The 13,645-nt window shown below is 35.8% G+C and carries 11 protein-coding genes; 7 read left to right on the top strand and 4 right to left on the bottom strand.

Annotated features, from left to right (window positions below):
* Positions 1-139 precede the first annotated feature (139 nt).
* The 5 genes from phnD (at position 140) to TE34_RS13845 (ending at position 5,255) form a co-directional block, all read left to right on the top strand.
* The gene (gene phnD, locus TE34_RS13865) at positions 140-1,090 is read left to right on the top strand and encodes a phosphate/phosphite/phosphonate ABC transporter substrate-binding protein (protein WP_047985417.1); all 951 of its coding nucleotides are present in this window, start codon (positions 140-142) and stop codon (positions 1,088-1,090) included.
* 133 nt (positions 1,091-1,223) lie between these two features.
* Complete coding sequence (gene phnC, locus TE34_RS13860) at positions 1,224-1,997, top strand: phosphonate ABC transporter ATP-binding protein (protein ID WP_047985416.1); 774 nt, start codon at positions 1,224-1,226, stop codon at positions 1,995-1,997.
* A gap of 32 nt (positions 1,998-2,029) precedes the next feature.
* Entirely contained in the window at positions 2,030-2,806 is a 777-nt protein-coding gene (phnE, locus tag TE34_RS13855; protein ID WP_047985444.1) for a phosphonate ABC transporter, permease protein PhnE, read from the top strand.
* Positions 2,806-3,606 (top strand): phosphonate ABC transporter, permease protein PhnE, encoded by an 801-nt coding sequence (gene phnE, locus TE34_RS13850; protein WP_047985415.1) that lies wholly within the window; start codon positions 2,806-2,808, stop codon positions 3,604-3,606. The genes phnE (TE34_RS13855) and phnE (TE34_RS13850) overlap by 1 nt, the downstream gene beginning before the upstream one ends.
* A gap of 77 nt (positions 3,607-3,683) precedes the next feature.
* Positions 3,684-5,255 (top strand): bifunctional metallophosphatase/5'-nucleotidase, encoded by a 1,572-nt coding sequence (locus TE34_RS13845; protein WP_047985414.1) that lies wholly within the window; start codon positions 3,684-3,686, stop codon positions 5,253-5,255.
* 46 nt (positions 5,256-5,301) lie between these two features.
* Here the strand turns inward: TE34_RS13845 and TE34_RS13840 are convergent, their stop codons facing one another.
* The 3 genes from TE34_RS13840 to TE34_RS13830 all read right to left on the bottom strand — a co-directional run bounded on the left by TE34_RS13840 (position 5,302) and on the right by TE34_RS13830 (position 8,232).
* The gene (locus TE34_RS13840) at positions 5,302-6,105 is read right to left on the bottom strand and encodes a PepSY domain-containing protein (protein WP_053075085.1); all 804 of its coding nucleotides are present in this window, start codon (positions 6,103-6,105) and stop codon (positions 5,302-5,304) included.
* A 101-nt stretch (positions 6,106-6,206) separates the two neighbouring features.
* Positions 6,207-7,544, bottom strand: coding sequence for an ATP-binding protein (locus tag TE34_RS13835; protein ID WP_047985413.1), 1,338 nt, complete (start codon positions 7,542-7,544; stop codon positions 6,207-6,209).
* A gap of 4 nt (positions 7,545-7,548) precedes the next feature.
* A complete protein-coding gene (locus TE34_RS13830; protein ID WP_047985412.1) occupies positions 7,549-8,232 on the bottom strand; it encodes a response regulator transcription factor in 684 nt (227 codons plus the stop codon).
* 130 nt (positions 8,233-8,362) lie between these two features.
* Here TE34_RS13830 and TE34_RS13825 point away from each other — a divergent pair, with 130 nt between their 5' ends.
* Positions 8,363-9,010 carry a VOC family protein gene (locus TE34_RS13825; protein ID WP_053075084.1) on the top strand — a complete coding sequence of 216 codons (648 nt, stop codon included), beginning with the start codon at positions 8,363-8,365 and terminating at the stop codon, positions 9,008-9,010.
* A gap of 438 nt (positions 9,011-9,448) precedes the next feature.
* Here the strand turns inward: TE34_RS13825 and TE34_RS13820 are convergent, their stop codons facing one another.
* A complete protein-coding gene (locus TE34_RS13820; RefSeq protein ID WP_047985411.1) occupies positions 9,449-10,684 on the bottom strand; it encodes an IS110 family RNA-guided transposase in 1,236 nt (411 codons plus the stop codon).
* 1,027 nt (positions 10,685-11,711) lie between these two features.
* On the opposite strand from TE34_RS13820, the gene ltrA reads away from it, so the two are divergent.
* A complete protein-coding gene (gene ltrA, locus TE34_RS13815) occupies positions 11,712-13,523 on the top strand; it encodes a group II intron reverse transcriptase/maturase (protein WP_047984092.1) in 1,812 nt (603 codons plus the stop codon).
* Positions 13,524-13,645 lie beyond the last annotated feature (122 nt).

The raw sequence follows: 13,645 nt of genomic DNA, 5'->3' as shown, positions 1-13,645 counted from the left end.
TCCTTTTTTGTCGTTTTTTCATAAAATCATGTAAAAAAGGTGTAAATTAATGAAAAAAGGTCTAGCTTTTTCTGGCAATTTGTTATTTAATAAAATAGTAAGTCAAAAATAAATTTTATATATCTTTAGGAGGGTCACAATGAAGAAACTTTATGGTCTAGTGCTTATTCTTGGACTAGCACTTGTACTAGCAGCATGTGGAGGTTCTGATGAAGGAAATAATGCATCAGATAATACATCAGACGATTCAAAGTCAGAAGAAACAGAAGGAATGATTCCAGAAACATTAGTTATTGGATTCGTACCGTCTCAAGACTCAGATACAATTGCAGATACAGTTAAACCTTTAGCTGACCGTTTAGGGGAAGAACTAGGAATTCCTGTTGAAGGTAAAGTAATGACTGACTATAACGCTTTAGTTGAAGCAATGGGTGCTAACCAAGTTCAAGTTGGTTTCATTCCTGCATTTGGTTATGTACTTGCTAATGAGCAATATGGTGTTGAAGTTATCCTTAAATCCATCCGTTATGGTTCTGGTACATACAAAGCACAATACTTAGTTCGCGCTGATTCAGGTATTGAAGAACTTGCAGACCTAGAAGGTAAAGTTTGGGCATATGGTGATCAAGGTTCTACTTCTGGATACTTATTCCCTGCAAACCAATTGATGACTGAGTTTGATATTGCTACTGCAGCTGAACTAGAGACTGGATTCTTCAGTGAAACAATTGCATCTGGTGGTCATGATAACTCAGCTATTATGGTTTATGAAGGTGACGCTGATGTTGCAACTACTTTTGATGATGTTCGTACTGAACTTGAAGAAGAATATCCAGATGTAATGGATAAATTAAAAGTATTAACTTACACAGAAGAGATTCCTAACGATACAATCTCTGTTACTAAAGAGTTAGACAAAGAATTCGTTCAAAAAATTAAAGACATTTTCTTATCATTCAATGAAGATGAAGAAATGATCGAAATTATGAACGAGGTATACAACTGGGATGCTATTGATAATGCAACCGACGAAGAGTATAAAGTAGTTAAAGATACTTATGCTAAGTTCAAAGATTCAGTTGGATTCTAATTTAAAACATTACTAGTTAAATATAATAACAAAGGGGAAGGGTAATTAACTTCCCTTTTGTTATGTTAAATTTAGTAGAATAATGATACAATAAATGAGAAAAATTTTAGCCTTTAATGGGGGATCTATAATAATGATAGAATTTAAAAATGTTGGCCTTGTCTATCCAAATGGGACTGAAGGATTAAAAAACATCAATGTGAAAATCAATGACGGTGAATTCGTTGTTATTGTTGGGTTGTCAGGTGCTGGAAAGTCTACGTTTATTCGTAGCATCAATCGTTTGGTTACTCCTACATCTGGATCTCTTCTAGTAGATAATGAAGATATTTTAAAGCATAAAGGTAAAAACCTTCGCAAACTCCGCACGAAAGTCGGTATGATTTTCCAAAACTATAATCTAGTAAAACGTACGAATGTATTTAAGAATGTACTAGCTGGTAGATTAGGTCATACTGGTACATTACGTTCTATTTTCAATCTTTATTCTAAAGAAGATAAAGCCTTGGCTTATAATAATTTAACTCGTGTTAATATTGAAGAAAAGGTTTATAACCGTGCTGATGAATTAAGTGGTGGTCAGCAACAGCGTGTTAGTATCGCTCGTGTTTTAACACAGACACCAAAATACATTTTAGCAGATGAGCCTGTGGCATCACTTGATCCACCAACTTCCCATCAAGTAATGACTTACCTTAAAAAGATTAATAAGGAAGACAATATTACAACGATTGTTAACTTACATTTTATCGACATGGCAATGGAATATGCCGATCGTATTATTGGTATGCGAGCAGGTGAAGTAGTATTTGATGGACCAGCTTCGGAAGTAACAGAGAAGACGTTTGAAGAAATATATGGCCGTTCTATTCGCGAGGATGACTTGCGTGGGGGTGCACAAGAATAGTGACTACTAAAAACTCTTTAACGCAAAGTTCAATGCCGCTTTACCCTGCTAAAACTAAAATCCAAGTAACTATTATCTTTTTTGTTGTATTAGGTATTTATACATTTAGTATGATTTGGACCCAAGATGAGATGGTTGGAGGATTTGGTGGTGCACTGGGTAATATGTATACAGTAATTGAAAAGTTCTTCCCACCGAACTTTACAATTCTCCCAACAATTTGGAAGGCGATGATGCAAACGATCCAAATGGCAATTATAGCTACCACAATTGCAGCAATCTTAACGGTTCCTTTGGCAGTTTTATCTGCTCAAAATATAACGACTCTCAAACCATTGTATTATATAACAAGAACATTTTTAAATTTACTACGTACTATTCCTGATTTAGTGTTAGCTGTTATTTTTGTTGGATTATTTGGTGTTGGTGTATTCCCAGGTATTCTAGCTTTAACTGTTTTCTCACTAGGTATTTTAGCAAAATTAATCAGTGAAACGATTGAATCAGTAGATATGAATCCACTAGAAGCAATGAGAGCATCTGGGGGTAATGTATTTCAGGTAATCTGGTATTCACTAGTACCTCAAATAGCACCACAGTTTACTTCTCTAGTATTATATGTATTTGAAATCAATATCCGCGCTTCTGTCGTACTAGGTATGGTTGGTGCCGGTGGTATTGGTTTAGTGTTAAACCAACATTTGAAATTCTATAACTATCCAAACGCAATGACAATTATCATCGTTATTTTTGCGACTGTACTCATTATTGAATTTATTAGTAACAAAATAAGGGAGGCATTGTTATAATGGAAAATCTACAATTACCTCCAAAACAAGATAAATCTTTACTAAAGAAAGTACGAGCAATTATTATTACACTTTTAGTAGTTGCCTTATATGTTTGGACATTCACGTCAATTGATGTTGATTGGGGACGGGCAATTGAACGTGCAATCAATAACTTCCATCGTGTTATCCCAAGACTATTAAGTCCTGATTGGTCAGCTGCTGGTGAAGTAGGAGCCAAAATGTTAGAGACTGTATTTATTGCATTTGCTGGGTCCTTGATGGCTGCGGTGATCGCCGTTCCACTATCATTCTTAGCAGCAACAAATATGATGGGTGGAAAGATTGTATCTACCATCGGAAAGTGGATTCTATCAGCTATCCGTGCTTTTCCAGATCTTATTCTAGCTATCTTATTCGTAGTAGCAGTTGGACCGAACGCATTCGCTGGGGTTCTCGCAATTGCTATTGGTTCCACCGGGATGCTTGGAAAGATGTTCTCGGAAATCATTGAGTCTATTGATATGGAAGTCGTCCAAGCAATGGAAGCAAGTGGAGCAAACAAAATCCAGATTTTATTCTATGGCGTTATTCCACAGATTACACCAGAGTTCCTATCCTATGCAATTTATCGCTTTGAAGTAGACATTCGTGCTTCTTCTATTCTAGGTATCGTTGGTGCTGGTGGTATCGGTACGATGATCATCTTCGCATCAAGTAACCGTAATTGGAATGAAATGGGTATGATTTTACTTTCAATTATTATCGTAGTTACCGTAATCGACTTTGCATCTGCAAGAATTAGACGTAAAATTGTATAATATGATGGATTTAAAGAAACGAAATTAAAGAATGATATCTTTGATTTCGTTTTCTTTGTGAGAAAGGATGTACCAACTTGTCAAAAAAAACAACAATTAAAGTTCTCTATACAAGTGATGTTCATGGAAATGCGATGCCGATATTATATGGCACCAATGAACCCACTAATCTTGGCTTAGCAAAATATGCATCTATTGTAAAAGCTGTTCGAAACAAGAATGAAAATGTTCTAGTATTGGATAATGGTGACCTTATACAAGGTACTCCATTAATGACACATTACGTAAAGGAACATACCGATAAAGAGAACCCTATGGTTGGGATTTTAAACCGTATAGGGGTTGAAGCTGGTGTTATTGGAAATCATGAATTCAACTTTGGTAAAGAAGTTTTGCACGATGCGATAAACAGTTCTTCTTACCCTTGGCTCTCTGCTAATTTAGTTAATGAACACGGTGAACCTTATTTTGGAAAGCCATATATCACGAAAAGATTTCCAAATGGTCCCAAGGTAGCAATAGTTGGAGTCACAACCCACTATATCCCGAACTGGGAATCACCTAGCCATATTGCTGGTATCAAATTTAAAGACGCATTAACTACATTAAAACAATGGGTAGAGTTCATTCGCGAAGAAGAACAGCCTGATGTTCTAATAGCAATGTATCACGGAGGTATCGAACGTGATATGGAAACAGGTGAGCCGACAGAAGTATTAACTGGCGAAAACCAAGGCTATGCCATGTGCCAGGAGATTGAAGGTATTGATATATTATTAACAGGCCACCAACATCGAATCTTAACTGGAGAGATTAACGGCGTGCTAGTTGCACAACCAGGTAATAATTGCATCATGTATGGTGACATTGATATTGAATTAGAGAGTTCAGATGGAAAATGGTATGTTACACATAAAAATGCGGAAATAATCCCAGTCGGAGATGTCCAGGCTGACCAAGAAATTTTAGATTATATGACGGAGATTGAGGAATCTACTCAGAAATGGTTAGATCAACCTATCGGTGAAATTAAGGGAGATATGACCATTAACGATCCTTTCGAAGCTAGAGTTTTCAAACACGCGTTTGTTCAATTCGTACAAGACGTACAACTAGATGCAAGCGCTGCTCCTATCTCCGTTACGGCCCTATTAAATAATGAATCGAAGGGATTTGGCTCAGTTGTTACGATGCGCGACATTGTTTCCAACTATATGTATCCCAATACACTGGTTGTATTAGCGTTAACTGGCAAGGATATTAAGCTTGCATTAGAGAAAAATGCTGAATACTTTGTTCTAGATGAAGACGGAACAATCACCGTAAATCCTACGTATATACGCCCAAAACCTCAGCATTACAATTACGATATGTGGGAAGGTATCAACTATACCATTAATGTATCTAAACCATTTGGTTCCCGCGTGGAGGAAATCAGTTATCAAGGCAAGCCTCTTGAGGAGAGCAATACGTATCATGTAGTCATGAATAATTATCGCGCTACTGGCGGTGGGAATTATGACATGTTTAAAAATAAGCCGGTCATCCAAGAAATCCAAAAGGATATGGTTGAGTTGATTAGTGCATATTTTGAAAAACATAAAATCGTTACAGCCCAGGTTAATCCTAATTTTATAGTAAAAGCATAACGAAAGAGCTACCTAACTTAGGTAGCTCTCTCCTTTTATCTTAAGATTAATCATCGTCTCCGTCATCATCGTCGTCATCGTCATCATCACGATCATCGTCATCGTCATCATCATCATCATCATCGTCGTCGTCGTCATCATCATCGTCGTCATCGTCACGATTCACAGGTTTATTTGTAGCTGGTTTTTCAGTACTCTTTTCTTCTGTTACTTTATTATCTTCAGATTTTGAAATGACTCTGTCAATGGATAGAGAGATAACTTCTCCAGTATAAGCATCGATATCAAGTTCCGCTTCACCGTTAGAGCTTTCAATCTCAATTTCGTATATTAAGCGATCATCATCTTCATCTAGTTCAAGCTCTTTAATTGCACCATCAAATTGTGCTAAAGCAATTTTCTTCGCTTCTTCAGAACTTATAACAACTTTCTTTTTATTATCATTTGATTTATCATCCGTATTTTCTTTCGATTTATCATCGGCATTATCATCAACATCATCTTTAGTATTGTCTTTTTCTTTGATGGTTAAGTTAGATGAGTTTTGTGTTGAATTCTTAATCGTTTTTTCTTCTAGCTTAAGTACTTCCCCCGTATTACCATCTAGTTTTATTTCGTATTCTTTACCATTACTAACGACTTCCACTTCATAAACTACTTTATTAAATCCTTTTTCTAATTCAATTTCATTAATCGTACCAGGGTATTGCGCCTTTACTAATTCTTCAATTTCCGTTTGTGATAAATTAGGTTGCGCCTGAGCAGCATTGGAATGATAAATTCCAAATCCTAATACAGATGCCAGTGCTACACTAGATACTGTAATCATTACTTTTTTGTTCATTTTCATCTTTTGTTTCCTCCTTGTGTTCTTGATGTCTTTATCATAAACCTCAAGAATGAAATACCTGTGAGAGAAAGATTAGAATTTGATGAGAAAATGAAAAGACTTTATAAAGTAACTGGTAAAATCACTTTGAAGGTAGATCCTTCCCCAAGTGCACTTTCTACTGTTATCGTCCCACCATGAGAATTCGTAATCGTCTTTGCAATAGCAAGACCTAGTCCAGTTCCACCAGTATTACGGCTCCTTGCTTTATCCATCCTATAAAATCTTTCAAATAATCGATTCAATTCTTCTTCTGGTATACCTGCCCCATAATCTGTAATTGAAATTATGATATTAGCTTCTTGTTGTTCGATGGCGAGGCTTACTTTCTTATCGCTATATTTTAGGGCATTATCAATTAAAATATAGAAAACTTGTTTTAATTGATCACGGTTCCCATGAACATAGAATTCTTTAGGTGGTTTGGAAATTTCAAATTCTCGCTCATAGGCTCCCTTAAATATTTCAGTCGTTTCTTCTACCAGTTCTGTGACATTTACATCCTCTGAACTGTGGATGTTTTTGTTTTTAGCTAGCGCTAGCATTTGCTCCACCAGCTTTTGCATTCGATCTGCTTCAGAGCTAATAGCTTCTAGCGATTCTTTCGTAAGTTCGGGATTATCCTTCCCTCGCCGTTCTAACAATTGGGCATAGCTTTTAATAATCGAAATAGGTGTTTTCAATTCATGTGACGCGTCCGATACAAAAATCTCCTGCATCTCGTAGTTTTCCTTTAAGGAGTCAATCATTTCATTAAACGTCTTCTCCATTTCATAAAGTTCATCTTTTGATCGGTTATTAAGTGCTGTTTTTTTCCAATTAGTATCCTTCACATTTTCTTTCATCGTGCTAATAAGAGATTTGATAGGTTGAAGGATAAATCTTGCTAATAAATGACCTGCTACGATAATAGGAATAATGATAATAATTGACGCTATAATGAGGACATAGAATAAGTTAGTCATATTCTCCTCTAGGGCTACTAAACGCTTCGATAACTGCAACGTTACAATCTCACCATCATTCCAAATTATTGGCTTGGATACCGTTGCATATCGATCCCCTTCATACGTAATTACTTCCCTGATCTCACTTGTAGAATACTTCCCAGGTAGTTTTAAGAAATGTGAATCCTTTGTGTGAATATTAGGTTCACCTTCTGCTGGATAAACCCGAATTATTCCATCAGAAGGTATGAATGCTTTCAATAATTCCCCAGGTGGTATATCCTTGTTCTCGTTCAAGGTTTCTATAATCGTAAAGGTTTGTTCTGTAAGCTCATCTAATTCACCGTCAACCGAATTATTATAAAACAAGAAATAAATGGAAGCATTGATAAATAAAATAAACAGTAGCATAAAAAAACTTGTAAATAACTGTATTTTCGTTCGTAGTTTCATATGCTTAATCCTTTATTGAATATCCGACACCACGTACGGTTTGGATGTACTGCTTCGAATATCCTTTATCAATTTTTTGTCGTAGGTATCGAACATACACATCGACTACATTTGTTTCACCAAAGTAGTCATACCCCCAGACCTGTTCAATTAATTGGTCACGGGTTAAGACTAAGTTTTTATTTTTTAATAAGCATACAAGTAAATCGAATTCTCTTGGCGTTAATTCTATTTTAGTCTCGTCACGAAAAACTTCATGTGCTCCTAAGTCTACAGTTAAATCACCTACGGATAGCATATCTTTCTTTACTTTCTTTTCTACTGGCTTTCTTAGGTGAACACGGACCCGAGCAAGCAACTCTTCTATTTGAAATGGTTTTGTCACATAATCATTGGCACCAATATCAAGTCCACTTACCTTATCATGTACAGCATCTCTAGCAGTAAGTAGTATGATTGGTGTACTTTCATCCGTACGTCTAATTCTTCGAAGCACTTCTAATCCACTCAAGGACGGAATCATAATATCTAATAGAACTAGATCCCATTCTTGCTCTTGCATTAAACGAAGGGCATCTTTTCCATTATCGGCAATCACCGTACGATAATTTTCATATTCTAATTCAAGTTGAAGGACCCTACTTAGTTTTTCTTCGTCTTCTACGATTAGTATAATTGGCTGCTCCATACGATCACCTACTTATCAGTTCTTTTGTTTACTATATCAAATAAAAATTAGAAAGTGATGAGAAAAAGGATTTAAATAATTGCTTTTACGCTGATTTAAATAAATAATATTATCATAGAGGAGGGATATCATGCTGGCACTTGATCACATCGTTATTGCAGGAAAGAAAGCTGAAGAAGATAGTATATCCTATAACAAGCGAATGGCCATCAAAGCAATAAAGGGTGGCGAACACGATAATTGGGGAACGTATAATTACTTGGCTTATTTCTCAAATGAAAGTTATATTGAATGGCTAGGAATACAAGATGATGAGAAAGCAAGGAATAGTACTAATCCGCTTATTAAGCATTTAGTTTATATGCTTGACCATAATAAGACGGGCCCATTCCAAATCGCCCTCCGGACAAATCAGATGGATGATTATATTTCTCATTTCAAGGAAAGTAATATCCCATTTGAAGGACCATTTCCTGGTGAAAGACAACGACCGGATGGTTCCATGCTTTCATGGAGGATGCTGTTTCCGAAGTATGACTTAGATGGTGCTATGCTACCATTCCTCATAGAATGGAGTAGTCCTGAAGGTGGTCCATCTATAAATAGTTTAGCAAATCCTCAAGCAATAACAAAGATTAGCTACGGTGGGATAGATAAAGCTGCTTTTATGCATATTTATCATTTGAAAAACAAACGAAGCTTAACCAACCAATTCTCATTACAAAATACTAAAATCACATTTAATAAAGAAGGAAGACTTTCCTTCGATCTAATATAAAAAAAAGAGAATGTGCACCTAACGGGTTCAGATATGGGAGAGAAAACAATAAATAACATACTATTTGGGGATACAAATCGCATATGATTTGGTATCCCCTTTTTTATTGGAATAACAATGTTTAGGACGTCTTGTAAGTGAAATAACATATAAATTAACACCAGTAATAACAGGAGTACATAGATTTATGTACTATTGCTAATTGCTATGCTAAATTGATTGTTATATATACTGCTAATTATGAAGGTAATTGGAAATTTTATGTTAAAATAGTTTTAAAGATTGTGAAATATTGTTCTTAAACTAAACCAGCTAATAGTTGTCAATATTTTTCTCTAAAAATCTAAAATAGCTTATGATATACTAAATTTGCGCATGCCAAATAACCCTCCCAACTTCTAATGTTTGGAAGGATTTGGAAATTGGTTAAATTGTAAGTTAAGCAATATCTTGGAAGGTAGTATTACTTTTTAATAATGCGTATATCCAGTGCAATAACTTATTTGCACATGCAATTATGGCTACTTTATAAGGTTTTCCTTCTTCGCGCTTTTTATCGTAAAAGGCTCGTAATTTCTTGTTACGAGGGATTACTTCATCCGTTGTTTTCTGTTTGCGAGAATCACGGATTGCTGAGCGAACTGCCATAAATAAAGCGTGTCTTAATCGGCTAGATCCTCTTTTAGTGATTCGGTTCACAGTTCCTTTGAATCTACCTGATTCATAAACTTTAGGATCCAGGCCTGCAAATGCTACTAGTTTTTTAGGATTATCAAATAAATCTATCTCCCCAATTTCCGAAATAATCGTTGCCGCGATTTTTTCACCGATACCGGGTATTGATTGGATAATTTTACATTCTTCAATTTGATGTGCCAAAGCATCTATTTGGTCCTCGAGTTTAGATAGGTGCTTTTGGTACTCAAGCAACATCTTGATATACATTTCAATACTTATCATATGACTCTCATAGAGTGTTTCCTGAAATGGATCACGAAGTGCTGCTTCTATTAGCTTTTCAGCCTTTGTAGCTGCCCAATCAGATGAGCGTCTTGGACAGAATTCATGAATGTGTTCAGCTAAAATATCTTTATCTGCCTGTAAAACATCTTTAGATGTTGGATAGTTTAATAGAGTAAATAGAGAAACGGTAGAATATAAGTCCCCAAAAACCCCACGATACTCAGGGAATACCTGATCCAACACAGAATGAAATTGTAATTTCGTTTGTACATATAAACCAGTAATATTTTCATGTTGTCGAGTAAGGTTACGTAAATTTAGTAATTGTATACCACGTTTCTTTTGCGGCTCAAGGTCTTCCTTATAGTACAGCTCGCAGAGATGTCTCGCGTCTATAACATCTGTTTTAACCTTACGCAAACTAGAACTCTTTGCCTTATATGGGATAAGTGGATTGACAATAATGGTTAAGTAATCCTTTTTATCTAAGAATTGAACAACTGGTGCTTGATAATGCCCGGTTGATTCTAGTACGACAGGAGGTCGTACTCCAGTATTATTTTCAATCTCGATTAAGAAGTGAAGCAATTTCTCTAGACCATCCAAGGTGTGCGGTACTTTAAAACTAGTTTTATAAGGCTTCTTCTTATCTAGGAAACCTTGAATCTGACTTTCTCCTTTAGCTACATCCAGACCTACTACTGGATTCATTGATTATCTCCTCCTAAGAAGTATTTGCCGGTACCCCTAATCCTTCTTGTAGTATCACAGCTTCGCTTGTTATACGGGATCATCGTCCCAACCAGCCTCAATCATGTTTCTACAAGTAGGGGGCGAACAGTTTACTTTACGGGATCCAACTCCCACGGGCAGGGACGTTCTACCCCGGCTACAATGTAAATGATAAGACCTAATAAAATAAGGTCAACCAGTAATTTCTGGTTAACCTTATAATACGAACGGGGCAGAAGAGTTGTGCGAAATGTTTCTAGCTTAAATTGAGGATGGTCACATTACTCTAGTAAAAGCTAGACAGTTCCCTTTCGGAACTGAAGGATTATATCAAAGAATCAAATGAAGAGGTAACGCTCGGAAGGGTTCTCTCTTAGTCGATTAGCACTGGAGTTAGTAAGAATGATAGTGTTAAAAGCTCGGTGAAAAGGCGTAAGAATTTACCGTAATAGCGTAGTTTAGCTGTCGAAATCCTACCCGATGGGGTGGTGTAAATCATGATGCTTGAGTTGAATGAATACGGTGAGTATGCGAATAAACCTACAAGAAAAAAGGTTAAGCTGACAAACTTCTGAATGTACGGGTCTAGACCTGCAATACATAGAAATGTGTATATCACCAAATTGTGAGGTTAGATGTGGGTGAGTAAGACTAACTAATATGAAAATCCATGATACGTTATAGGCGTATGAACGCTAACAGGCTTACAGGAAGCACCTAAGTTCATTCTATAATAGATATAATTCAACGTTGTAAGCTGATAACGTGGAGGGCTTACTCTCAATGAAACGGTGGCAAGGAAAACAATAATGACAATAGTTATTGTATAACTTCCCTTCATTTCAGTGAAAGTGGTGGCACAGTACCAATGAAATGTCTAATCCACATGGAGGGATAGCCACTAGACTAATGAAGAATCATTCAACCATGTAAGGCAGATCTTTATCGGTTAATAAGGTTCTCGTGAGACTAAAAGAGGTTAACTCCGAAAGGGGTTACCGACTTATTGAAACGGAAGAAACTGAGACATAATGAGTATTATAATTTACAAGAGTGTTTCGACTCTCTCTACGCTCGTAGTGTTGATGGTGATAAGTTTTATGGATTAATAGAATTGATGAGTTCTAATGAAAATATACGTCTTGCCTATCGAAATATCAAAAGAAACACGGGAAGTAAAACGGCAGGAACAGATAAATTAACAATTAAAGATATTAGTCATTTATCGGTGGAAGATGTAATAGCTACAATTCAAAATATGTTTAAATGGTATGAGCCACAAGCAGTAAGGCGTGTATTCATAGAAAAGGCAAATGGAAAATTAAGACCTTTGGGAATACCAACCATTTGGGATAGGATTTTTCAACAGTGCGTTTTACAAGTTTTAGAGCCAATCATTGAGGCAAAGTTTCATAAGCATAGTTATGGATTTAGACCTAACAGAAATACTCATCATGCGAAAGCACGATTTGAATTTCTAATCAATCAATCTGGACTCCATCACTGTATTGATGTCGATATTAAAGGCTTCTTTGATAACGTCAATCACAGTAAACTTTTAAAACAGATTTGGTCGCTAGGGATTAGAGATAAGTCATTAATAGCCATTATTTCTAAACTATTAAAAGCTGAAATTCATGGTGAAGGCATACCGACAAAAGGAACACCGCAAGGCGGTATCCTATCTCCACTATTATCAAACATTGTTTTAAATGAACTTGATTGGTGGATAAGTAATCAGTGGGAAACGTTCGATAGTGACTTCAAATATAAGACCAGCGGGATTAAATATCAAGCGTTGAAAAAGTCTGGGTTGAAAGAGTGCTTTATAGTCCGCTACGCGGATGATTTTAAAGTTTTATGTCGAACACGTACACAAGCAATCAGAATGAATTATGCCATTAAAGATTTCTTGATGAATAGACTACACCTTGAAACTAGTGAAGAAAAGTCTAAAGTAATAAACCTAAAGAAAAACTCTTCGGAGTTTCTTGGGTTCACTTTCAAAGTAGTAAGCAAAGGCAAAACTAGATTTGGATATGTAGCGAAATCTAATATGTCAAAAAAGGCAAAAGCCAGTGCTTCTAACAAAATCAAGAAGGCTATTAAAACTATACAGAAGAATCCTAGCAATAAGACAGTATGGAATTTCAATACGGTAGTCATGGGAATTCAGAATTACTATTCAGCAGCCACAAGAATTACAATAAATCTTAATGAGTTAAACTCTAATCTGCGTAGAAACATGTATAATCGTCTAAAGATTTTTAGAACAGATGCCAATTTTCATGATATGACCAGAACTTTACAAAAGAGATATAAAGGATACAAGTGCAAATTGTACAAAATACAAAACATGGTATTTGTACCTATCCATGCCCAAAGACATAAAACAAATTTATGTTTTTCCCAAGACACGTGTAACTATACTCCCGAAGGGAGAGAAAAGATACACAAAGGGCTAAAAGCTATTAGTAAAGAAATTCTATCATCTATCATGAATTGGTTTATTCCGAACCGAACAATTGAATATAATGACAATCGAATAAGTAAATTTATCTCTCAATATGGAAAGTGTGCTATCTCTGGATTGGAGCTAGGTAAAAATGATTGGCACTGCCATCATAAGAATCCGTACCATCTATCAAAAGATGATTCATTTTCAAATCTAGTGATACTTCATGAATCAGTCCACAGACTGGTACATATGAAAGATACCGAAAAGATAACAGCATTACTTAAAATTTTAAACTTATCTAAAAAGCAAATTGATAAACTCAACAAACTTCGATTACAATGTCATAATCAATCAATTTGATTTCGGAAGAAAGCAAGGTCAAATCTAATAATACATAGAATTGAATGAATTGGAATAGTTGGAACGCCGTATGCGGTGAAAGTCGCACGTACGGTGTGAACAGGGGGAAAAGGGAGCGATAA

Source organism: Ornithinibacillus californiensis (genome assembly GCF_001038485.1).
GTDB lineage: Bacteria > Bacillota > Bacilli > Bacillales > Amphibacillaceae > Ornithinibacillus > Ornithinibacillus californiensis.
This window is presented reverse-complemented; position numbering and strand designations above follow the sequence as displayed.